Source organism: Rhizobium etli 8C-3, from assembly GCF_001908375.1.
Taxonomy (GTDB): domain Bacteria; phylum Pseudomonadota; class Alphaproteobacteria; order Rhizobiales; family Rhizobiaceae; genus Rhizobium; species Rhizobium etli_B.
In genome coordinates this window covers 3,202,220-3,225,463 of the sequence record NZ_CP017241.1, presented here as the reverse complement: position 1 = coordinate 3,225,463, position 23,244 = coordinate 3,202,220, and the positions used below count along the sequence as shown (strand labels likewise).

General features: G+C 58.9%; 21 protein-coding genes. 8 read left to right on the top strand and 13 right to left on the bottom strand.

Annotated elements, in window-relative coordinates; all coding sequences use genetic code 11:
* Window positions 1-213 precede the first annotated feature (213 nt).
* The 3 genes from AM571_RS38375 (at window position 214) to AM571_RS16015 (ending at window position 1,363) form a co-directional block, all read left to right on the top strand.
* The gene (locus tag AM571_RS38375) at window positions 214-576 is read left to right on the top strand and encodes a methyl-accepting chemotaxis protein (RefSeq protein ID WP_081377148.1); all 363 of its coding nucleotides are present in this window, start codon (window positions 214-216) and stop codon (window positions 574-576) included.
* A gap of 173 nt (window positions 577-749) precedes the next feature.
* Window positions 750-992 (top strand): hypothetical protein, encoded by a 243-nt coding sequence (locus AM571_RS16020; protein WP_074062260.1) that lies wholly within the window; start codon window positions 750-752, stop codon window positions 990-992.
* A 17-nt stretch (window positions 993-1,009) separates the two neighbouring features.
* On the top strand, window positions 1,010-1,363 hold the full coding sequence (locus AM571_RS16015) for an EF-hand domain-containing protein (RefSeq protein WP_074062259.1): 354 nt from the start codon (window positions 1,010-1,012) through the stop codon (window positions 1,361-1,363).
* A 301-nt stretch (window positions 1,364-1,664) separates the two neighbouring features.
* On the opposite strand, the gene AM571_RS16010 is transcribed toward AM571_RS16015, so the two are convergent.
* The 8 genes from AM571_RS16010 to AM571_RS15970 form a co-directional block, all read right to left on the bottom strand.
* On the bottom strand, window positions 1,665-2,429 hold the full coding sequence (locus tag AM571_RS16010) for a DUF4239 domain-containing protein (protein ID WP_074062258.1): 765 nt from the start codon (window positions 2,427-2,429) through the stop codon (window positions 1,665-1,667).
* Between the two features lie 37 nt (window positions 2,430-2,466).
* Window positions 2,467-2,805, bottom strand: coding sequence for a DUF2147 domain-containing protein (locus AM571_RS16005; protein ID WP_074062257.1), 339 nt, complete (start codon window positions 2,803-2,805; stop codon window positions 2,467-2,469).
* Between the two features lie 407 nt (window positions 2,806-3,212).
* Window positions 3,213-3,611: a hypothetical protein gene (locus AM571_RS15995; protein WP_074062255.1), complete on the bottom strand. Its 399-nt coding sequence runs from the start codon at window positions 3,609-3,611 to the stop codon at window positions 3,213-3,215.
* 271 nt (window positions 3,612-3,882) lie between these two features.
* Window positions 3,883-4,671, bottom strand: coding sequence for a hypothetical protein (locus AM571_RS15990; protein ID WP_074062254.1), 789 nt, complete (start codon window positions 4,669-4,671; stop codon window positions 3,883-3,885).
* Window positions 4,672-4,791: 120 nt separating this feature from the next.
* Complete coding sequence (locus AM571_RS15985; RefSeq protein ID WP_237358501.1) at window positions 4,792-5,937, bottom strand: alpha/beta hydrolase; 1,146 nt, start codon at window positions 5,935-5,937, stop codon at window positions 4,792-4,794.
* Between the two features lie 296 nt (window positions 5,938-6,233).
* Window positions 6,234-8,045, bottom strand: coding sequence for an adenylate cyclase (locus tag AM571_RS15980; RefSeq protein ID WP_074063289.1), 1,812 nt, complete (start codon window positions 8,043-8,045; stop codon window positions 6,234-6,236).
* A gap of 199 nt (window positions 8,046-8,244) precedes the next feature.
* Entirely contained in the window at window positions 8,245-9,546 is a 1,302-nt protein-coding gene (gene fabF / locus AM571_RS15975) for a beta-ketoacyl-ACP synthase II (RefSeq protein WP_074062253.1), read from the bottom strand.
* Between the two features lie 167 nt (window positions 9,547-9,713).
* A complete protein-coding gene (locus tag AM571_RS15970; protein ID WP_074062252.1) occupies window positions 9,714-10,301 on the bottom strand; it encodes a TetR/AcrR family transcriptional regulator in 588 nt (195 codons plus the stop codon).
* A 96-nt stretch (window positions 10,302-10,397) separates the two neighbouring features.
* On the opposite strand from AM571_RS15970, the gene AM571_RS15965 reads away from it, so the two are divergent.
* The 5 genes from AM571_RS15965 to AM571_RS15945 all read left to right on the top strand — a co-directional run bounded on the left by AM571_RS15965 (window position 10,398) and on the right by AM571_RS15945 (window position 17,440).
* Window positions 10,398-11,516 carry an efflux RND transporter periplasmic adaptor subunit gene (locus AM571_RS15965; RefSeq protein WP_074063288.1) on the top strand — a complete coding sequence of 373 codons (1,119 nt, stop codon included), beginning with the start codon at window positions 10,398-10,400 and terminating at the stop codon, window positions 11,514-11,516.
* The gene (locus tag AM571_RS15960; protein WP_074062251.1) at window positions 11,513-14,626 is read left to right on the top strand and encodes an efflux RND transporter permease subunit; all 3,114 of its coding nucleotides are present in this window, start codon (window positions 11,513-11,515) and stop codon (window positions 14,624-14,626) included. The genes AM571_RS15965 and AM571_RS15960 overlap by 4 nt, the downstream gene beginning before the upstream one ends.
* 389 nt (window positions 14,627-15,015) lie before the next feature.
* On the top strand, window positions 15,016-15,996 hold the full coding sequence (locus tag AM571_RS15955; RefSeq protein ID WP_074062250.1) for a quinoprotein relay system zinc metallohydrolase 2: 981 nt from the start codon (window positions 15,016-15,018) through the stop codon (window positions 15,994-15,996).
* 29 nt (window positions 15,997-16,025) lie between these two features.
* Entirely contained in the window at window positions 16,026-16,844 is an 819-nt protein-coding gene (locus tag AM571_RS15950; protein WP_074062249.1) for a quinoprotein dehydrogenase-associated SoxYZ-like carrier, read from the top strand.
* Between the two features lie 11 nt (window positions 16,845-16,855).
* Window positions 16,856-17,440, top strand: a complete 585-nt coding sequence (locus AM571_RS15945; RefSeq protein ID WP_074062248.1) for a rhodanese-like domain-containing protein — start codon at window positions 16,856-16,858, stop codon at window positions 17,438-17,440.
* A 295-nt stretch (window positions 17,441-17,735) separates the two neighbouring features.
* On the opposite strand, the gene AM571_RS15940 is transcribed toward AM571_RS15945, so the two are convergent.
* The 5 genes from AM571_RS15940 to AM571_RS15920 form a co-directional block, all read right to left on the bottom strand.
* Window positions 17,736-18,869, bottom strand: a complete 1,134-nt coding sequence (locus AM571_RS15940) for an ABC transporter ATP-binding protein (RefSeq protein WP_074062247.1) — start codon at window positions 18,867-18,869, stop codon at window positions 17,736-17,738.
* 84 nt (window positions 18,870-18,953) lie between these two features.
* Window positions 18,954-20,159, bottom strand: a complete 1,206-nt coding sequence (locus tag AM571_RS15935; RefSeq protein ID WP_074062246.1) for an ABC transporter substrate-binding protein — start codon at window positions 20,157-20,159, stop codon at window positions 18,954-18,956.
* A gap of 74 nt (window positions 20,160-20,233) precedes the next feature.
* Window positions 20,234-21,091 carry a carbohydrate ABC transporter permease gene (locus tag AM571_RS15930; RefSeq protein WP_074062245.1) on the bottom strand — a complete coding sequence of 286 codons (858 nt, stop codon included), beginning with the start codon at window positions 21,089-21,091 and terminating at the stop codon, window positions 20,234-20,236.
* Window positions 21,088-21,972: a carbohydrate ABC transporter permease gene (locus tag AM571_RS15925; RefSeq protein WP_074062244.1), complete on the bottom strand. Its 885-nt coding sequence runs from the start codon at window positions 21,970-21,972 to the stop codon at window positions 21,088-21,090. Before AM571_RS15925 ends, AM571_RS15930 begins: the two co-directional genes overlap by 4 nt.
* A 13-nt stretch (window positions 21,973-21,985) precedes the next feature.
* Window positions 21,986-23,143: a Gfo/Idh/MocA family protein gene (locus AM571_RS15920; protein ID WP_074062243.1), complete on the bottom strand. Its 1,158-nt coding sequence runs from the start codon at window positions 23,141-23,143 to the stop codon at window positions 21,986-21,988.
* Window positions 23,144-23,244: the final 101 nt, after the last annotated feature.

Genomic DNA, 23,244 nt, shown 5'->3' with positions numbered 1-23,244 from the left:
CGAGCAAGCCCGGTGGCGGCTCGATAAGGGACCTTGGAAACCCCGAAAGTGCTAGCTGAGGTTCGTAAGACGCTTGAAGTTACAAGTCTCTGTTCAATCCGGCCCCGCAACCAAATTTACAAACGATACAAAGGATTCCGAGAAACTCGGAGCCTTTTTGCGTTCAACTAATGAAAATCGGGGGTGGCCGAACCCCCCGCAATCAATTGTGAGATGCAGGCGATCGAGGCCTCAAGTGAAATCGTTATCGACGAGACCGCCTTCCAGATCAATCTGCTGGCACTGAACGCAGGCGTCGAAACGGCTCGATCGAGGGAGGCGAGCAAGAGTTTTGCGGTCGTCGCCCAGGAACTGCGCGTAGCTCGCCCAGCTCGGCGCGGGCCGCCCGAGAGAGCAAGGCGCCTTTCACGACATGGCCCCGACCGGCGCGGCGTCGATCTGGCAGGAGTGGAACCGCAAAGCACCTTATCTATGCCCGGTCTTGGAGCTCTGAACCAGCAATCCGATCTCCCTCGGCAGGACATCGGGGGTCGAGACAGGCGGCCAAGTGTTGTCTCAGCCCATGCGCAGTGGTAGTATTCAGCAGCGTTGCAGCTTCAGCGCGCGCTGCATGTTTGTGAGTTGCTTCTGGTAGCAGAAGAATCTCTCGCACATGAGGGATATATTCAGAAGCCTGGCTTCGTCCGACGCCACTCATTGGCGCCTCCGCCGTCTGTCTTAAACGTGAACGGAAATACTTGGAGGAAAAAATGACCAAGTGCACGATAAGCATTACTCTCGTAGGCTGCCTTGCCTTGTCTGGCTGCCAATCTGCTGCGACGTCGCAAGGAGGACGCAGTAGCGAGTTCGGCTGCATTGCCGGTACGGTCGGCGGCGCGGTCGTGGGCGGACTGGTCGGCGCCACCATTGGCTCGGGCACCGGGCAACTCTGGGCTGTTGGCGGCGGCGCCACGCTGGGCGCTGCGGGCGGCAATGCCTTGACCTGCAATTGATGCAAAAGGCGGGGATAATGAAAAGAGTAGCCCTACTGACAGGATTCGGTTTTTTCACCGCCATTGCGGCCGTCGCGCAGAATCAACCGATGACCATGAACCAGGGCCAAATGGATCAGCTCGACCGCAACAAGAACGGAGCAGTCGAGCGATCCGAATATCAGGCCTTCATGACGTCGGCCTTCGCGAGCTTGGACAAGAACAGGGACGGAAGTCTGAATTCCGACGAAGTTGCCCGAGTTCTGAATGTCCAGCAATTCGCCGCCATCGACGCCAACGGCGACGGCAAGGCCAGCCAGAACGAGTTCCTAAACAAGGTGATGACGGACTTCAAGACCGCCGACCGCGGCGGCGACGGGACCCTGCAGTAGCGCAAGACGCAAGAGCGTACCAAGGCAAGCGTGTTACCGATCGCTTCTGCGCGGTTGCGTCGGCAAGGTGCGTTCGTCCCGCTGGTGAGACGAGCGTTCTGGCTACGCGGAAGCGGGCGGTCGTCTCAAGCCGTTAACCGGGCATGGCCCGTTGAATGCAAGTCTCCGTGCAATCAGGGCGGGCCCCCGGGTACCGGCAAAACTGCTCCTGCAAATCCCATTCTTTGTCGTCTCGACCCCGGCTGCGAGGCGGTGACCTCAACCATGTCGGCGGTCAACACCGCATGCTTGATCACAGCCTTCACTGCTTGCCGATATGAGCGAGGGCGGATCTCAGCGGCTCGTCGGAGACATGAACGGCGCCGATGTACGGATGCGCCATGTCCACGATCAGAAATACCGCTCCCGCAACCGAGACCGCGCATACAAGGATGATGCAAACAACCGTTGCATTCGGCGGCGCCTGAAGCCCGAATGTCGCGAACAGCCACGCCAGCCAGAACACGAGGATCACAAGAAACGCGGTCGGGAGCCCTTCCGTACCGGTCTCCACCATCATCCAATGCGCTTCGGCGATTTCGCCGCTGACCACCAAGGCGCGGGACTGAAGTGTGCGATGAGCCTCGTCCACCCGCGCCAATGCACGGATTTCGACCTGTACCGGCTCGACAGTCTGCGATGCGTCATATGGATCGACAGGCGCCTCGTCCTCGTTCCTGTCGCCCCAACCGCTTCTCAGCCTTGTTTCGATGAGCTCACGCAAACGGCCGCGCGCCTCCGAGGTCTCGTCGCCGTACTGGGCCAGGATGCGGTCGAGCAGAATGACACGGGCGACCGAGCTTCGAAGTTCCACGTCCGCATTGTCGTAGACGTTCTTCGCAGAAACGATGAGAAGGCCGAGCGCGAGCGCTGACAATGTTCCAACGATAGCCGTCGCCAAGCGGATGACCTCCTTGGAGTCGGCATCCAGATGATCGTTCGGCAGGCGGGCACGCAGCGCCATGCCGGCAAAGGTGGCGGCGACCAGGGATGCGAAGACGATCCCGCCGACTAAGATGGAGCCCATCTCGCAGTCTCCCTGTCGTGCGTGGTTCCCGATGATCTCAAAGAGGTGGCCAGGTCTGCGATTCACACACTACTTTCAGGACGCAACCCTTCAGTTTCAGTGCCTTGCCTGATACCGTCAGAGTACCGTCGTATGTCTTGTTGGCGTCGGGATCGGTGATCTTGCCTTCATAGCTGCCGTCCTTGCCCCTGAAGGTACCAATCTGCTTTCCAACATGCTTGCCGGACTTAAGCGTGATGCAGTAGCCTGCACCGCAGGACGTGATCGCGGCAGTGTCTCCAAGCTCAGTTTTCCAGTTTCCCACGATCGGATCTTCTGCATGGGCGATGGCGGCGCCGCCAGCGAGTGCGGTGATGGCAATAAACATGCGCTTCATGTCGTTCTCCCAGGTTGGATTGCAATTCCTTCAGTTTCATTCTCGGCCACAGCCATTGTTGGCTGGCCTCCGCTACAGGCCCGCAGGGCTAGGCCGGCGGAGCGTTCCAATTTCGGGGTGGAGCAGCAAACGGAGCACAGCACCGCAAGTAAAAGGAGCCCCACGCCAGATGAACCCGCCCTCGTGCAGCCCGAAATCTTGAACGTTCGATACCAATGGGCCCCTTGCAACAGCGCAACGTTCGGCGCAACCATTGCGACCATCGGCGCATCCGCGGGCACCAGCACGTGACCGGGATCGTCCAACAACATTGGCTCAGCAGAGTCGCGGACCCAGTCGCCTGTATGGTCAAGAGCCATGAAGATAGCGCTCGCGGAAGTCTTCATCCGAGCTTCGTCCTGGCCGCTCTACGAGGGGCACACGTCCCAGAAGCCAGTCGTTTTGGCAGGCGTCGTATAATACCAGCAATATCCCGGCTTGGGAGGCGTGCCCGCTATCGAGGCCGCTGTCGCCCCGGCGATGAAGCCTATCGCGGCGCCTGCAGCGATGGCGCCGCCTGGCCTCCAGTAGCGATGGGGAGAGATGACAACGACGCCACGGCGTGGAACAGGACGATAAACCGGAGCGGTTCGTGCCCCGGCGGCACAGCCGCGTGGTCCGCACGCCGCCGCCGCACAACCTCTAGGTCCGCACGCGGCTGCTGCCCGCCTCGCCTCCGCGGGCGAGGGGTCGAGTATCGGCGCGCAGACAAGCGTCAAAACAGATATCGTTGCGAGTAGGTTGGCGGTGGGTTTGAGAAGGTTCATCAGTAATCTCCTTGTTGGATTTGCGGGCGCCTGACCGGCTTTCCGACTGGACCTACTTCGCAAACAGAAAGATGAGAGCCATCCGCAAGCCCGCACCACTGGGGCCGTTTTCCGGCGCTTCGGCCCAGAATGGAATGACAAGAGCGTAGCCTTGTCGCCATGGTCGGGGTCGCAACCGTGATCGTAGTTGACCTGGAGAGCGAACCGGATTGGAGAGCTTCTTCACATCGATGCCGTCTCCGTTGAACAACATTTTCACGCAAGCGGCGTCCTAGAAGCGAAACGCTACGCCGATGATCGGCCCCTGTTCCACGACGTCGAAGACGAACCCGTCATGGTTGTAGTTCACACCAACCGCCCGGTAGCCAGCGACTGCCGAGATCGTGTCGGTGAACCTGTAGCCGAGGGCAAGGGAGACATCCCAGTCGAGATCGGCGCCGCCGCCGCCGACCAGGCCCCATCCAGTCACGTAGATTTCGGGTGTGAAAAAGTAATTGCCGCGGACACCAGCGAGGGCGTCGACCCAGGTCGCGCCGTCGTCCGCTTCACGGCCACCGAGCAGCCCGCCGTTGAATCCGATGGTCGTGTCGACTGACCACACACGGACGCCGGCGACGATGTCGAGATGCCCTGACGGGTTCTCGAGCACGGAATATCCGGCTCCGAGCAATCCGGCAAAGGTTTTCGAGGTCACGTCGACGCTGTCGGCCAGGATGCCGTTTCTCGTGTTCGCGTCTGCTCCAAGCTTGGTGTACATGACGTCGGCAAAGATGCTGAAACGGTCGTAGCGTGCTTCACCCGCTGCCATGAAGGCGAAGTCGAGGTTCTCCAGTATATCGTCGAAGCTGGAGTCGATGTGGACTTCGGGCAAACCGAATTGCGCAATGTCTCCCGAAAGCCCTGCTGCCCAGAAGTAGGGCGCGGCCTTATAGGTCCATCCGCTTTCGCTCTCGATCACCTTCGCTTCGGGAAGCCCGGGCGCGATGTCGGCCGATTGAACCGCAGACGCAACGCCTAAGCCGGCCCAAAACACGGCAGCCTGCAATAATAAAACCCGCATGGAGTCCCTCTGTTTGCCTGAGACTGAATCGCCCTGATCGACCGTCTCGCAGTCCCGATGGGAATATGCCGTAAAAGCCGCCTGTGCCTATGTATCTTACAGTATAATCTGTCCGCGGATTCAGCGCTTGCAGTTCCGTGCCGGTCGGGTTTGATCGCAATTTTCTGCGGCGGTCTGCTGTGTTCGGCCTGTACCTGCCACGCTTCCGACATGGGTTGCGTAATTGTCGCGTGTATTCTGATCGACGACAGCAACGGGTGCGGCTAGAACGAGACCGGCGACGTTGCCGGCCGTAGCCGCAGCCCCGGTCGTTGCAACGAGGATCTGGTCGCCAAGTCCGACCCTGCTGTCGGTCAAAGTCTGCCCCTCGGAGATGCGCTGGCCGATAAGCTGGACGATCTGGGGCGATTCAGCGAATTTCCCGTGATTCATCCTGTCACCGGATTTTACCTTGGTAAGATCGATGACCATAATCTTGTTGGCTTCCAGTTCTTGCTTGTAGGGAGCTTGCTCGGGGTCGATAGCACCGAGCCTTGAGACGTCACCCCAGACTCGGCGGGAAAACGCCAGAGCCTTGTCGTCACGGGATACGAACAGCGTGAACTGCGGGTGCTGCTTACCCATGTCGGCGATCTGCTGGCTGAAGACGTCAACGTCGACGTCCGGTGCCGCGAGCATCACGTTCTTGAACTTCTGGGGCAGGCGCCCGTTGCGAATGGCCATCTGGCGCAAGGATTCCAGTGCCAGCCAGTTCCCCATCGAGTGAGCAAGGATCGATACTTCCTTCACCTCGGCGTCGTTTGCCAGATATTGAAAAAGCGTCTCCAACGCATTGCGTGTGTAGTTTGTGCTCTCACGGTCATAACCGTAGGCAAGCAGGCTGCCGCGCGAGGGCCATGTCACCAGGACGGGTGCGCTTTGAACGCCGGCGTCGTGCACGATCTGCGCGAAGCGGTAGACAGCATCTTCGAAGCGGTTGTTGAAGCCGTGAATGAAGACCAGCACGCTACCGTCTGGGGTCCTTTTGACGCTTGCGCTCAACCATTTCTTGGCTTCGTCAACGTTGAGGTCGTCGGCCTTGATGGTGGCGAAGTCGGTAGCGGGATTGGACGGCAATCTCTTCGGCCAGGCGACCTGTCCCTCCTTGCGCACTTTGCTCGGCGGAATGGATATCGTCATGTCGGCAAACGCGGGAGCCCGCGCACGTTCTCCGTTGAACATTTCACCTGGCACGGTCGAACGGGTGCGGGTCGTGGCGATCAGCATGTCCACTTTCGGCGATTGCGGAGATGTATTTGCCACTGGGGTCAATACACCCTTCGGATGGCCGCCACATCCGGTAAGCAGTGCAACTACTACACCTACAACAAACCAACGAAGCCAGCTTTTTTGAACCGACGCTACCCCACAACCGATGCTTCCCACGAAACGCCCTCAATTGAAACCCAATGCATCCGAAGCCAACAATCCGCCCCGGCAAGAAAACCTATCCCCCAAAGGCGCAGAGCGCCCGTAACTTCTGGTATGTTCTATGCCGTAACGGCCATCTTTGGGATGAGCCCCTAGGGCAGAGAAACCGGGCGCTCCTTCGTCGAAAGCACCATCGACGCCTCAACTTCATCCACCGCAGGCAGCCCGGCCTTCCTGATGTCTGCGATCAATCTTGCCCGATCCGCGGGCTGGAAGTTGCGCGATTTCAATTCGGCCACGATGTTCGGAATGAAGTCAGGGCGCATTTCGTGGAACCGCCTAGCCTCTCGGCGGGCGTCGTCCATCATGTCCGCGTCCGCGTAGATAACCGCCGCAACTGCATGATACAGCGGGAACTTCTGCAGGTCCGCCTGACTGATCTCTATGAGCGCAGTTCTCTTGTCATGAAGCATATACGCTGCGAAGGCACGCATTCCGTGATAGTAGCCCCCGCCACCGGGATTGAGCTCAAGCGCACGATCAAGTAACGCTGCTCCGCGTTCCCATTGTCCGCTCTGGGCTACACGCGTGCCGAAGTCGCCCAGAAGTTCTGTGTCGTTCGGGTTGGTCTTCAACGCCTGTTCGCCGACCTTGAACGCCTCGGCGACCTTCTGGTTGAAGAACAGCGCGGTCATCAGAGACTGCAGCGCACGGGTGTTGCCCGCGTCCAGTCGAACCGCGCGCCGAGCGGCGCTTAGGCTGCGCTCGGCCGGCGTCGGAGTGCCGGATCTTGCGTTGAATCGAAATCGTTCCTCGTCGAGATAAATGATCGAGAGCATCGCCCATGCGGTTGAGAAGGACGGATATCGCTCGACGGCACGCTCGAGACAATTGCGCACGTTCGAATGCTGGTCTACCGTCAATTGCGCGCGATAGGCGTAGAAGCCCAGCGTGCAGGTGTAGGCTCCAACATCTCCAGGGGGAGGATTGGCGGCATCCACCTGGGCCATGATCCCATATGGCTGGGCAACTGCAGTCGCAACCTTGCTTGCCACGTCGGATTGAATGCTGAACAGATCGCGGATGTGAGTGTCGTCGTCATAGGTGTCGGACCAGAGAATCCTGTCGGTCCCGGTATCTACCAGGCGTGCTGTCACGCGCACCCGATTGGCTGAAACACGCACGCCGCCTGCGAGCAGGAACCGCGCCCCAAGCTCCCGGCGCACCTGCGAGGCAGGAACGCCCGGCGACAGCGATTTGGATGCCTCCCGCCCGAACACGTGCACCTCCTTGAAGCGAGGAAGGACTGTCAGCAATTCCTCGGTCAGGCCGACGGAGTAAAGTTCCGCTTGTGGCCCGTCGCCAAGATCGGCGAATGGGGCGACGACCAGTGTCGGGCCGCCCGCCGACAGGAGCGCGTTCGACCGGCCTGGAAGCAGGTGAGCGAACAGGGACATAGCGACGATACCAACGCCGAACATTGCGCCAGCCCCGATACCGAACGGCATCAGTTGAGGCAGCCGGAAGCCCAATCTTCGGGGTAAGGGTGTCGTGACATCGGGCAGAGCGACGTCGTCAACCTTGTCATTCCAGACGAAGGAAGGCGCGTATCCACCCTTGGGAATGTCGATCCTTATGGGATCATTCTGTCCTGCGACAAGGTAATAGCGCTCCAGCAAACGCCGCAGACGCCCAGCTTCTATCCGAACGACGGGATCGTCCTGTTTGAAACCTTCATTGCGTTTGAAGACATCGACCGCGATCGTATAGCCCTTGATGCGTTTTGCACGGCCAGCAAGCGTTTCTTCTGTCACGTAGATCAGGAATGCGGCACTGCGACCAACACGCGGGAATTCGGGGCTGGCGATGATGAGGTCGAGCTGACTACGAATGTCATCCGGAGTCGGAGCCGGGCGTGACAGAGGCGGTGCATACTCGCCCTCAGGTGGCAGCTTGTTATGCACGGCCTGCACCTCACCCGCTCTTGAGGGTCATCTATTGTAAATCATATTCACCTTTGCGAATGCAACCTACTGCAGAAATTGGGCATCGTCCATAAAGATAGTTGAAGAGCTGCCCGAAGTTCTTTGAGCCCTAAAGCAACGTGCTCCGTTCCAAACGAGCGGGACACGTCTTAAGTTGTCGGAACGATTAGAAGACCGCTTAACGCGGACGCGGATTTCCGGTGCCAGCCAGCTTGTCCGGCCAGTGTCGGAACACTGCGCTGGCATTGACTCCTCCGAAGCCAAAGCCGTTGGAGATCGCGTAGTCCATCTTCATGGCCCGAGCCTTGTTTGAGACAAAGTCTATACCGTCGCTGGCCGGATCTGGCGCATTCAAGTTCAGAGTGGGTGGCGCCACCTGATCTCTGAGCGCCATGATCGTAAAGATGGCCTCAAGCCCGCCGGCAGCTCCAAGCAGATGCCCGGTCGCCGACTTCGTTCCACTGACAGCTATGCTGGAACGAGTACCGAACACCGTCTTGATCGCCTCGATTTCCCCCAGATCGCCGACCGGTGTGGATGTCGCGTGTGCATTGAGGTGGTGGATGTCACGCGGCGAAATCCCGGCTTGGGCAATCGCGATTTCCATGGCCCGGCGCGCACCGTTGCCGTCCTCGGGACCGGAGGTGACGTGATGAGCGTCTGCCGTCGTTCCGTAGCCGACGAGTTCGGCCAGCGGCTTTGCGCCGCGCGCAAGCGCGTGACTTAGGGCCTCGATGACCAGGATACCGGCGCCTTCCCCCATCACGAAGCCGTCACGCAGCATGTCGAAGGGTCGTGAGGCCCGATCAGGTGTTTCGTTGAAGCCGGTCGACAGGGAGCGCGCGGCCGCAAAGCCACCCAGGCTGACGATGTTCATGCAGGCTTCCGTTCCGCCGCACACGGCAATATCGGCTTCATTGGCGCGAATAAGACGCGCCGCATCGCCAATCGCCTGAACGCCTGCCGCACAGGCGGTGACCGGCGCACCGAGCGGACCTTTAAAGCCGTATCGGATCGAGACCTGCCCTGCTGCGAGGTTCACGAGGAAAGACGGCACTGTAAACGGCGAAAGTCGGCGGACACCACGCTGATCAACCGTCCGCACCGCTTCGGTTATGGCGGGGAAGCCACCGATCCCCGAGGCGATGATCGTCGCGGTGCGGGCCCGGTCAACTTCCGAAATCGGCTTCCATTCCGCCTGAGCAAGCGCCTCTTTTGCCGCCGCCAATGCGAATAGAATGAACCGATCTACCTTCCGCTGGTCCTTTGGAGCAAGGACCGCATTTTGATCGAAGCCAGCCTCGGGATCTTCTTCTAGGGAGGGAACGACGCCGCCGAGCTTGGCCGGCAGGTCTCCCACCACATCGTCCGGGAGCCTTCGAATGCCCGAACGGCCAGATAATAGCCGAGCCCAGGAAATTGCCACACCGGCGCCAAGGGGGTTAACTGTCCCCATTCCTGTAATTACGATCCGACGCATGTGTTCTCCAGACAAAGCATTCATCCTTGTGTGTGTGTGCCTAAGCCTTACGGACGTTCGATCGCCGTCACTGCTTATTGACACGGTGATCCCGCTCGAGCGGCCAGGTTTTGCATCAAGGACCTGCGGGGATCTTGAAGGATCCGGCAAGCAAACTGCGGGACATCTCAGGCTTTTCCCCCCGGTGCCGCCATACGCCTAACCTCATCGGCGGCTGCATCGAGAAAGCCTTGCGACAAACCCTTATCGTTCAAGATGCGAGAGATCGTTACGGCGCCTACCATCAGAGACAGGACGGCCATGGCTTTTTCGTAAGGTTTTGATCCCTTCGACGTCGGCATTAGCTCGTCGAGGACCTGAAGATGGGCTTCAATCCCATCCTGGAACGGAACCCGCACCTCCTCGCTCTGACGCGCCGCGTCGGATCCAAGCGCCACTAAAGGGCAGCCATCGGCCTTTTCTTGCTGATGGCCCTGCGAGAGATAAAACCCGATAATCGCCTCAAGAGGGTCGGAGCTAGAAGCTGCAACAGATGACCATCTGCGGGTCGCGCTTTCCATTGCACGCCTCGATGCTTGCGCCACAAGATCATCTTTGGACTCAAACTGCTTGTAGAAACCGCCCTGAGTGAGGCCGGCACCCTTCATCAGGTCTTTCAATCCGATGCCGTCAAAACCGCGCTCCCGAAAGAGCCGGCTTGCAGCGTTTATCACCGCTTCGCGATTTGCTTCGGCCTGAGCACGACTGACTCTCATATCGACCTCTTTAGATTTCGTTTGACATCTATATAGCATTTAGAGTTATATCATAATCTAATTCAATTCCTGCGCCCGTCAAGAAGGGTAATGAAAATGGACCGCAAGATCGTTCTCGTATCATTGGCCGCTCTGGCGGCGGCCGCCGCAACCGCGTTTGCCGTCGTCGCCGAAACATCGGGAGGTGAAACGGAGGCCTTAGATCCTCGCGTGGCGCCGCCGCTCGTCAGGCTGGCGGAAGCGGAGAGGCCAGGTTCGGCCGAGCGCACCTTCACAGGCACGATCGCGGCCCGGGTAGAGAGCAACCTCGGCTTCCGGGTGCCTGGCAAGATCATTCAGCGCTATGTGGACGTCGGCGAACAGATCAAGGCCGGCCAACCCCTGATGCGCATCGACGAGACCGATCTGCGCCTCGCACTCACAGCAAAACGCAATGCAGTCGTCGCAGCTCGGGCTGTCTTGGTGCAAGCGGAAGCAGACGAAAGGCGTTACACGGCTCTGGTGAAAAACGGATTAGCCGCGACGCCCCAACGTTATGAACAAGCAAAGGCTGCACTCGACACTGCTACCGCCCAACTTGCAGCGGCAGAAGCCGAAGCAAAGGTCGCAGACAACGAGGCAACCTATTCTCTGCTGGTTGCCGATACCGATGGAACTGTCGTCGAGACGCTCGGAGAGCCGGGACAAGTCGTGGCAGCCGGACAAACCGTGATCAGGCTCGCTCAAGCTGGGCCCCGTGAAGCGCTGGTCTTTCTTCCGGAATCCCTTCGGCCACAGATTGGCGAGGTAGCCCGGGCCGAAGTTTACGGAAACGAAAGCTTGCAAGACAAGGCGCGGCTTCGGCAGATTTCTGACGCCGCTGACCCGAAAACCCGGACCTACGAAGCACGCTGGGTCCTGGATGGCGCGGCAGCGTCAGCCCCCCTTGGTGCGACAGTTACGATCAAGATCTCTACTGGCAGTGAGCAAACGCATGCAGCGGTGCCTGTAGGCGCTGTCCTCGATGACGGCAGTCGAACCGGGGTCTGGATCTTCGACGAGAAATCTTCGACCGTCCACTTCAGGCAAGTGAAGATAGAACGAGTGGGCGAGGAAATCGCGGTGGTTTCCAGCCTGAAGGCCGGCGATTCGGTCGTGGCTCTTGGAGCCCATTTGCTGCAGGACGGAGCGAGCGTGCGAACCAAAGTGGCACAATCAGAGGCGGCAGAACAATGAACTTTAACTTATCCGCGCTCGCAGTCCGCGAGCGAGCCGTCACTCTGTTCTTCATCATCCTGCTGGCTGCTGCCGGCGCCTATGCATTCGTCAAGCTGGGGCGCGCGGAAGATCCTTCATTCACCATCAAGACCCTGACGGTGACAGCCGCATGGCCAGGCGCGACAGCGCGCGAAATGCAGGATCTCGTCGCTGAGCCGCTCGAGAAACGCATTCAGGAACTCACCTGGTATGATCGCGTCGAGACGACAACCCGGCCCGGATACGCCTTTTTGACCGTCACCTTGAAGGATAGTACGCCCCCCAACGGAGTAGAGGAAGAGTTCTATCAGGCCCGAAAGAAGCTTGGAGACGAGGCCCGGAATCTGCCCCAGGGCGTCATCGGCCCCTTTGTCAACGACGAGTATTCCGACGTCAGCTTCGCTCTCTACGCTCTGAAAGCCAAGGGCATGCCGATGCGCGAGCTTGTGCGGCAGGCCGAGTTGATCCGCCAGGATCTTCTGCACGTGCCAGGCGTCAAGAAGATCAATATCCTGGGCGAGCTTCCAGAGCAGATCTTCGTCGAGTTCTCCTATGCCAAGCTGGCCACACTCGGCGTATCGGCGCAGGACATTGCCGCGGCCCTGCAACGACAGAACACCGTGACGCCAGCAGGCTCGATCGATACGCGCGGACCTCAGGTATTCATCCGCTTCGACGGTGCCTATGACAGCATCCAGGCGATCGCCGACACGCCGATCGTTGCTGGTGGACGCACGTTGAAGCTCTCCGACGTTGCCGATGTGCGGCGCGGTTACCAAGATCCAGCCACCTACATCATCCGCCATGAGGGCGAGCCCGCCATTATGCTCGGTGCGGTGATGCAGCAGGGCTGGAACGGGCTGGAGCTCGGCAAGGCGCTCGAGAAGAGATCTGGCGAGATCGCCCAGAATCTTGCGCTCGGCATGACGCTTGCAAAGGTCAGCGACCAGGCCGTCAACATCGACGCTGCGGTCGGCGAGTTCATGATGAAGTTCGCCATGGCGCTCGCGGTGGTGTTGCTGGTGAGCCTCGTCAGCCTCGGTTGGCGCGTCGGGATCGTCGTGGCTCTGGCCGTTCCGCTCACTCTTGCCGTCGTCTTCCTCATCATGCTGGAAACCGGGAGGTTTTTTGACCGGATCACCCTCGGCGCATTGATCCTGGCGCTGGGTCTTCTCGTTGACGACGCCATCATCGCCATCGAAGTGATGGTGGTGAAGATGGAAGAGGGCATGGATCGCATCAAGGCGGCCGCCTATGCCTGGAGCCATACGGCAGCGCCCATGCTTTCCGGCACACTCGTGACGATCATCGGGCTGATGCCAGTGGGCTTTGCCAGATCAACCGCCGGCGAGTACGCTGGCAATATCTTCTGGGTCGTGGGCTTTGCGCTGATCGTCTCGTGGATTGTTGCGGTAATCTTCACCCCTTACCTCGGCGTCAAGATGCTGCCGGCGATCAAGCCTGTCGAGGGCGGCCATCACGCCATCTACGATACGCCCAATTACCGGCGTCTCAGGGCCGTCATCAGATTTGCCGTGCATCACAAGTTCATGACATGCGCTGTCGTCGCCATAGCCATGGCTCTTTCTGTTGTCGGTATGGGAGGAGTGAAGCAGCAATTCTTTCCGACATCGGATCGGCCCGAAGTGCTCGTTGAAGTCCGCATGCCTGAAGGCACCAGCATTGGGACGACGACTGCCGCGGTCAAGAAGCTCGAAAATTGGCTCCAGGAACAACCGGAAGCAAACATTGTCACCAGCTATGTCGGGCAGGGCGCTCCTCGGTTCTTTTTTGCCATGGCACCGGAATTGCCGAACCCCGCTTTCGCAAAGATAGTGGTGCTTACCCCCGATTCTCAGGCGCGTGAGGCCTTGAAGCTTCGGCTCCGCGCGGCAATCTCAGATGGCCTCGCCCCTGAAGCCTACGTTCGCGTCACGCAGCTCGTATTCGGTCCTTACACGCCGTTTCCGGTCGAGTTCCGGATCATGGGACCTGATCGGGAACAACTCTACAAGATCTCCGAACAAGCTCTCGACATCATGAAAAGCGTACCGGACGTTCGCCAGGCAAACCGCGACTGGGGCAATCGCACGCCTGTGCTGCGTTTTGTGCCTGACCAGGATCGGCTTAACCTGATCGGTCTTTCGCCGACGGAGGCAGCCCAGCAGATGCAATTGCTGCTGACCGGAATTCCGATCACGCAGGTTCGCGAGAACATCCGCAACGTGCCTGTCGTCGCCCGCAGTGCTGGCGACAACCGCCTCGATCCATCGGCATTGGCAGACTTTTCGCTGATGAGCCGGGATGGCCGACAGGTTCCGCTCGATCAGATAGGCCACTCCGAAATCCGCTTTGAAGAGCCGATACTGAAGCGTCGCGATCGAACGCCCGTTATCACCATCCGTTCGGACATCAACGAGGCGACACAGCCCCCGGAGGTCTCGCAGCAGGTGCTGAAGGCGCTTCAGCCGCTGATTGCCTCGCTACCGGTGGGCTATCGTATCGAAATGGGCGGAAACATCGAGGAATCACTGAAGGCGAACGTCGCTCTCGTTCAAATCTTCCCGGCGATGATTGCCGCCATGCTGATCGTTGTCATCCTGCAGGTTCGTAGCCTGTCTACGATGACCATGGTGATGCTGACCGGCCCGCTTGGCCTGGCCGGCGTGGTTCCGGTTCTGCTCCTCTTCAACCAGCCATTCGGCTTCAATGCCATTCTCGGCTTGATAGGACTGGCTGGAATTCTGATGCGCAATACCCTGATCTTGACTGAGCAGATCAAGGAGAACCAGGCAGCCGGTCTCGACGACTATCACGCCGTCATCGAGGCGACCGTACAGCGCACACGTCCGGTAATCCTGACCGCGCTTGCCGCCGTCCTTGCCTTCATTCCGCTTACACACTCGGTGTTTTGGGGATCCATGGCATATACCCTGATCGGTGGCACGGCGGTCGGCACCGTGATGATCCTGCTCTTCCTTCCCGCTCTCTATGCCACCTGGTTCCGGATAAAGCCGACCGAGCATCAGACGCACAAGAATGCCCAGGAGGAAGAACCGGAGCAGCCAACGGCCATGGCTGCGGAGTAATCTTCTTGCTCGAACAGCGTAATGCGCTGTGTTGCCAAGTGGATGAGCGGACAATGGATGTGGCGGAGAATATTTCCGCCACATCGCCACCGGAACAACCGCGACCGATATATTGCCTCCGGTCTTTGCATGAGCCGGGCGAATGTGATCCATGAAGAACCGCGTCAAGGGTCTTCGCATCAATTGATTTGCGTGCGTTTCTGCTCTCGCCCAGAAAATTCGGGCGAAAGTCCGAGCCATGCGATGATCCGCCTCAAGTCGTGAATCCAGTTCGCCCGAGATGGAAGACAGCGACGATCGCGATCGGACCGATATCGTCCACAATGGCTGCGGCAGTCAGCAACACTCTCAGCTCGACCGAAGCCCGGCGGAACGTGCTACTCTTAAGCATGTCAACAGATGAGCTCACCCGGGTCGAATATGCCGGACCATCCGCCGGTAGCGCTCGCTTCACGCGACGTGAAGCCTTGGCGCTTGGTCTTTGCATGTGCTGTCTGCCGGCACGTGGATCTGCTAGCGAATGCTTTTCGTTGAAGGACGTCGGGAACGGCCTCTTCATTCGCGAGGCGCCGCACGAGGAAGCCACTCGGGAAAACAACGGAGGCATTGCAAACATAGGCTTCATCATCGGACGCGACGGCGTGCTCGTGATCGATCCGGGAGGCAGTCTGGCAGACGGGCAATGGCTTCGCTCGCAAATCAGGAAATGCACCGACAAGCCGATCCGGTATGTCGTGATGTCCCACGTCCATCCCGATCATTGCTTTGGCGCTGCGGCCTTTGCGGAAGAACAGCCGGAATTTATCGGCCATCACGCTCTGAGCCGTGCTCTCGATGCGCGGGGAAGTTTTTATCACGAGCGTCTCGTCGACATTCTCGGATCCAGGAGCGTAGGCGCCATTGTTTATCCCACCCGCGAGATTGAAGATGTGGCCGAAGTTGATCTCGGCGACCGCATTGTCCGCATTACTGCGCATGATACCGCCCACACCGATTGCGACCTGTCGATGTTCGATACATCCACGGGAACCCTGTTTCCTGCCGACCTGCTCTTCGTCGGTCGCGTTCCCTCGCTGGATGGTAGCCTGCCCGGATGGTTGAATGAAGCCAAGCGGCTCGACGGCATTGGTGCTTCTCGCGCAGTTCCGGGTCATGGACCGGCAATGGTCGATTTTCGACCGGCCATGGCAAAACAGGTGCGCTATCTTACGGTTCTGCGCGATGAAACGCGCAAGGCGATAGCGCAGGGCCTTGGGATAGAAAAGGCCAGTCGAGTGGTCGCGGCGGGAGAAGGCGAAGGCTGGGCGCTGTTTGAGGACTATAACAGCCGAAACGTCATTCAAGCTTACAAGGAGCTTGAATGGGAGTAATGTAGAGGGGTGAAAGAAGGAGGAGACCCATGATGGAGATAGTGCGACCGATCTTTGCGGCGGCTCTGCTCACGGCGATCTGCGCCGGGTCGGTTCCTGCAGCAGAACCCTCCCAGGCGGATGCCCAGCGGGAGCAGCGCTGGCAACTGATTGCCGATTACCTCTTCGACGACCGCGAAGTCGTCCCGACCGATTCATTGATCAAGATTGATGCGCCGAAGCGCGCGCAGGATGCTGCGCTCGTGCCGATCACTTTGACAATGCCCCAGAAGGACAAGATCAAATCGGTTTATCTTGTCATCGATGACAATCCTGCGCCGCTGGCCGCTCATGTCACCTTCGGGCCGGCCGCGGACTCTGGAACCTTGCAGCTGCGTGTGCGGGTCGACACCTATACGAACGTTCACGCCGTTGCCGAGACGAAGGACGGGAAGCTGTTTTCGACTGCCGCCTTTGTGAAGGCATCGGGCGGCTGCTCTGCGCCTTCCGGCCCCAGCGACGCGGAAGCGATGAAGGGTATGGGGGAAATGAGGATCAAATTCGCCGAGAGCATCCAGCAGGGAAAACCTGCAGAGGCAACGCTAATGATCCGTCACCCGAACTTCAGCGGAATGCAGATGAACCAGCTTACTCGGCTTTACACGCCGGCGCGTTACCTCGAGAAGATGACCGTCTCCTACGGCGACCAGACCGTGCTGGACATTGTGGGCGATATTTCCCTGTCTACAAATCCCGTCATCGGCTTCAATTTTGTTCCGCAGGGCAATGGGCCGATCAAGGTGGTCGCTTCCGATACCAAGGGTGCGCGTTGGGAACAGAGTTTCAAGGTGCCGCCGGCCACGAATTGAGGGGTGCGGGCATGTCGGGACTGATTGTAACATTGCTGAGGGTTGCCTCCTCACTGGCGATTGCGTCGTTTGTAACCGCCGCCAGCACGCAATGGTCCTGGGCCGAAGTGCCGGAGCCGAGCGGCTTGTGGACTGGCCCGATGCGCGGGCAGACGCCGACGACGCTGACAGGTGCCACCGTCATTGATCTGGCAGGACTTGAGGCGCTCATGCCAAAAGATCCGGTGCTTCTTGACGTTGGCCCCGCCGATCAGAAGCCGGAGGACTTTCCCAAGGATCGACTTTGGCTGCCGACACATCGCTCCATACCGGGCGCGGTGTGGATGCCGGGTGCCGGAGCAGCGGCTTTTGAGGCAACGAAAGAGGAAGCTTTTTTTCGTCGCGTAAATGAACTGACACAAGGGGACAGTTCAAAGCCCATCGTTACCTTCTGCCGTCCCGAGTGCTGGGGTAGTTGGAACGCTGGCAAACGGCTGGTGATGAAGGGCTTTACCGGCGTTTATTGGTTCCCTGGCGGCATCAGCAGCTGGCAGGAGGCCCACGACACGGTCGAAGTGAAACCAGAAAAAGATTGGCAACCTCCACCGGCGAAATAGTTACAGGGCAGCTTCGATCCTTCGCCAAGCTGGAATCGCAAGGGCGGCAACCGTGGGGACGAGTTGCCGCTTTCTTCGGATTGTGGCCGAACCGCTACTTCCTCATGGGCTGCCGCAACCTGGGCTCACAGACAAGGAGAAAATTGGCCTGGTCGGCGTCGCGCCGCCTAATCGACTTGCGCGCAAATTGCAGGGTCGGTTCGCACTCACCGAGCGGCTCATGGGTCAGTCGAAGCGCATCCGATGATCGCCGTCTTGCGGAATAATCGACTTCTTCCATATAGGGTCGCCTGGTCTAGGCTGCCGTCGGATCAAGCACGGCCATGTCAATTTCCGTGAGTTCCACGCGGCGCTCGAAGGAAAAGCCGGCCTCGTCGAAGAGGTGGCAATCGGTGGCGTTGATCCCCGTGACCACAGGCCTATCGGGACGAATCCCGACACTGCCGGGAAGCATCGCGCAGAAGTTCTCGCCCTCGCCGTTAAGCGCTGCATAGGCGACCGTATGGGCGCCAAGCCGTTCGATGACCGTCGGCGTAACGGTCAGCGAGATGTCGCCGGAACCAAGCTGCACATGCTCCGGCCGGATGCCGAGCGTAAGCGTCTTGCCGATCATGCCTTCGCGCGGAGCAACCGGCAAAGTAGCGGTCTGCCCGCCATGGTCCACTTCCACGCCGGCCTCGCTGACGCTTTTGCAGGTAACCGGCAGGAAGTTCATTTTGGGATTGCCGATGAAACCGGCAACAAAGAGGTTGGCCGGCTTGTGATAAAGCTCCAATGGCGCACCGGTCTGCGAGATATCGCCGGCATCCAGCACGACGATGCGGTCGGCCATGGTCATGGCTTCCACCTGGTCGTGCGTCACATAAATCATGGTGGCCTTCAACTGGCGATGCAGTTTTGCAAGCTCGATGCGCATGTCGGCCCGCAGTGCGGCATCGAGGTTCGACAGTGGTTCGTCGAAGAGGAATATCTTCGGCTCGCGAACGATGGCGCGGCCGATTGCGACACGCTGGCGCTGGCCGCCGGACAGCATTCCGGGCTTCTGCTGCAAGCGCTGGTCGAGGTGGAGAATGCGTGCCGCATTCTCGACCTTTGCCTTGAGTTTTGACTCCTCCATCTTCTCGACGCGAAGCGGAAAGGCGATGTTCTCGAAAACGGTCATGTGCGGATAAAGCGCGTAGGACTGGAACACCATGGCAATGCCACGCTTGACCGGCGGCAGGTCGTTGACCCGGATTCCGTCGATGACGATATCGCCGGCAGTTGTCGCATCGAGGCCGGCGATCATGCGCAGGAGGGTGGATTTGCCGCAGCCTGAGGGACCGACGAAGACAACGAACTCGCCGTTCTTCACATCGAGCTGCACGCCCTTCAGAACTTCGTAGTCGCCGTAGAATTTCTGCACATTATTGAGAAAAAGCTGTCCCAAAACCTGTCTCCGGTCGCTGCTGTAGCAGCACTTGCACAATCAGGAAGGATCGCGGGTTGTTGCTCCCCGCGATCCCCACGAAGGCTACTTGAACGCCTCGATTTCGCCGGCAGCCTTCTTGAGTGCATCGGCCGGTTGAGCCTGACCGGTCACGACGGACTGCACCATCGCAATCATCGAATTCTGGAAGCCCTTGTAGTCGGTGAAAAGGGGTTCTGGACCACCGTAGCTGATGCCGTCGATCAACGGCTTCCAGTAAGGCTTTTCAGTCACCAGCTTGTCGATGTTCGGCGACGGACGAAGCGGCGTCAGACCGGATTCGCCGTTGAGCTCATATTCCTCCTGGGGACCGGGAGAGGTGATGAACTTGGCGAATTCGATAGCCTTGTCCTCGACGCCCGAACCCTTGAAGATCGCAAGACTGTCGGTGATGAGCAGAGTGCCTGGTCCCTTGGCCTGCGGTCCAAGCGGCAGGGTCGTGATGCCCCAGTCGATCTTGGTATCCTTCAGGCGATAGGCAGCACCGGAACCTGCCTGGATCATCGCGACCTTGCCATCGAGGAAGATGGCGCGCACTTCGTTCTGCTCGTAGGCCGTCGGGCCCTCTTCGGAATAGGGCACGATGCTCTTATAGGCCTCCAGCGCTTTCAGCACTTCGGGGCTGTCGAGGGTAATTTTGCCTTCCGCGTCCGTCACCGTACCGTTGTTGGTGTAAACCCAGTGCATGAACTGATGCATTGTGTTGTCGAAGGTCTTGGCCGAAAGGCCGAAGCCGGGGATTCCGGTTTTCTCCTTGATGATCTTGGCATATTCGATTTCCTCGTCCCAGGTCTTCGGCGGCTTCTCGGGATCAAGGCCGGCCTGCTTGAAGAGATCCTTGTTCCAGTAAAGCGCCTTTGTCGAGAAAGCGATCGGAACGCCCCATTGCGTGCCGTCGAAGGTGACGGTGTCGACGATGTGCGGATAGTAGGCCTTCTTTTCTTCGTCCGTCATCGGGACCTCGACGATCAGATCGTTCTGGGCAAACTCCTTGAGCGTACGTGAACCGACATAGGCCATTGCGACTGGCGTGCCAGCTGCAGCAAGCGTCGTTGCCTTGTCCTGGCACTGGGCCCAGCCAACGACTTCCGGCGCGATCTTCCAGCCGGTGTTCTTTTCTTCCCACTGCTTGATGTACTTCGCGTGGATATCATCGAGCTTGTCGCCGCAATAAATCCAGCTGATCTCCTGGTCGGCGGCTTGGGCCGTGACAGCGGTCAACGCCGTCGAACCGAGCAGGGCGAGTGCCATGAGGCCTGTTCTGATGGTAATACTCACGTTGTGACTCCCATTCTTGTGTTAGCTGTTCACTCGTTTTCTTGATCTTATTGTTTCACCGCACCGGCGGTCAGCCCGCCGACGAGATAGCGTTGCAGGAAGAAGATGACGACCATCGCCGGCAGGATGCCGACGAAGGAAGCCGCCATCAGTTCGTTCCAGATGACCTCCTGCTTACCGAAATAAGCAAAGAGCCCCACCGGCAAAGGCATGTATTCGGTCTTCGAGTTGAAGGTCAGCGCGAAGATGAATTGCTGCGCATAGGCGCCGATGAAAGTGGTGATCGCGACCACGATGATGCCGGGCATGGCGATCGGCAGGATCACGCGGCGAAGCGTGTAGAAATGGCTGGCGCCATCCATATACGCGGCTTCGTTCAATTCCTGGGGAATGCGGATCATATAGGTCCTGAGAAGCCAGATCGCCGATGGGATGAGGAAGGCCACGCCCGGCACGATCATGGCGAGATAGGTATTGAGGACGCCCATGCTGCGCATCAGCCGGAAGAGAGGGATCAAGAGTACGGCGCCGGAGAACATGTTGACCGTCAGGAAGGCGCCGAGAAGGATGCCCATGCCCCTGAACTCGAACCGCGCAAAGGCATAGGACGCCGGGATGACGAGACACAGGACGACTATCGTGACGATGATCGATATGAAGAACGAATTGAAAATATAGCGCCCGAAACCTGGAACGCTGACCCACATCGTTCGGTAGGCCTCGAAGGAGCCGTTCTCCGGCCAGAACCGGTAAGGCGAGGAAAAAAGCTGGCTCAACGGTTTCAGCGAAACCAGAAAGCCTTCGACGAAGGGCGAAAGAACGAAGGCCAGGAACAGCGCAATGCCGCAATAGATCAGCACGATTTCCCACCAGCGGTAGCGATCGATCATAGCGGGGCTGCTCATGCGCGCTTCTCCGGGTTGAGACGGCGGGTGACACGGAAATAGGCAAAGCAGAAGAGCGACAGGAAGATGCAGATCAGCACCGCACGTGCAGCGCCTTCACCGTATTTCTTGGAGCCGATGGCCGTCTGATAGGTATCGATGATCATTGTCGTCGTTTGACCGCTCGGACCGCCCTGGGTCAGAATCCAGATGATATCGAAGGAATTGAACGTGGCGATCAAAGACAGCATCGACATCGTAATGATCGCCGGGACCATCAGCGGCAGCGTGATGCGGCGGAAACGATAAAATCGGCCGGCGCCATCGGTCCAGGCCGCCTCGTAGAGGTCCTTCGGAATGGACTGGATCGCGGCCAGAAAATAGATGGTGACCAGAGGAACGCCGATCCAGACGTCGGTGATGATCGTTGCCCAGAAGGCAGTGCTGCCGTAAGCCAAAAATGCCACCGGTCCGTCGGTCAGGCCGAAACGCTGCAGAAGGCCGGAGATCATCCCGAACTGTCCGTTGTACATCCACCCCCACATGAAGATGCCGATCGCCATCGGCACGATCCATGGCGGCATGGTGAGCAGGCGGAACAGCGAACGCCCGGGCACGGCAGCGTTGAGCATGGTCGCGCCGAAGGTACCGATGATCATCTTGATCGAGACCGAAAAGAACGTCCATATGAAGGTGCGCAGGATGACTTCCGCAAATGTGGCGTTGAAGATCTTCTCGTAGTTGACCCAGCCGACCCAGTTCGTCGTCTTCCTGAGCGATGCGTCGGTGAAAGAAAGAATGAACGTATCGACGAGCGGATAGGCGACGATCGCCATGACGTAAAGGACAGCTGGAAGGAGAAGGATCCAGGCGAAGATGACGGTGCTTTTTTGAACACTCATCCTGCCACCCCCCTCAAGCCGCTCTGGCGTGGAGCGCCTCGTCGAAGCGATCCCACACAGGACGCAGATCGACGACTGTCCTCTTCATCCGTGCTTCGTCCATCGCCAATGCAAGGATGCCTGCCTCGAGCGCATTCAACGTCGAGACGGGGAGTTCGGTGCCGCTGCGGACGCTGTCGAGCAGGTCGGCTGCCATCTGTTCGTCTGCGCCGTAATGCTGGGAAAGTTCGGTCGCGGCGTACTTGGTCTCAACGATCTTCTTGCCGGTCAGCTGCTCGTGCACGTCGAGATAGCCGCGCACGAAGTCGCCTTCCGCCATCCCGCGCGAACCCATGATGGCAAAGCGGCGGAACTGGTCCGGAACGTTGAGGTTGGTGTGGAAATTCATGCCGACGCCATTTGCATATTCGACGATCGCCACCTGGTAGTCGATGATGTCGGCATCGCTGTCGAAGACCCTGTCCGATCCCATCCAGCCGCTGGGTTTGCGGTGAAAGAGTTCGAGGTCGTTGATCCCTTCACGCGCCGGATCATTTGCCGGAATGAAGCTCTTCCGTCCGCCGAAGCTTGCCACGCGTTCGGCTCTTGCGCCGACCACACCGTTGTAGAGGTCGAGGTCATGGCAGCATTTTTCCAGCATGAAGCTGCCGGAATACCGCTCGTAACGCCTCCAGTCGCGCATGAAGAACGCGCCGTGATAGGGTTCGATATGTTCGGATGCCTCGATCGAAACGATCTGGCCGAGCTTGCCGGCCGCCTGGATGGCGCGAAGGTCCTTGTAGAGCGGCGAGTACCGCAGCACCAGGCCCACCATCAACCGTTCGTGGCCGAACTTTGCCATGAGCCTGGCGAGCTCGATGCTTTCGGCGATCGTGGTGACGATCGGCTTTTCGCAAAACACTTTCAAGCCGGCCTCAAGGCCCAACCTGATGTGTTCCAGATGCATGTGGTTGGGCGAACCGATCATCAGCAGATCGAGCTTTTCGCCGGCAAGAAGCTCCTGAGGCGAGGCGTAGGCCTTGCCGACCGAAATACCCTTTTCCGTCAAGCCGGGGAGACCGGCAGGCTCCGGATCAACATAGCCTGCGATTTCGAAGCTGCTGTCGATAGCCTTGAAAACATAGCCAAGATAACCGAGCCGAAATCCCAGCCCTACGATTCCCACTTTCATGCTTAAGTCGTTCCCATTTCGTAATTTATTTTCTTCAGGTTGGGGCAAAAATTACAAGTCGTCAACCATTAACGCGGCTTCTTCCGAAATCATGAAATTAA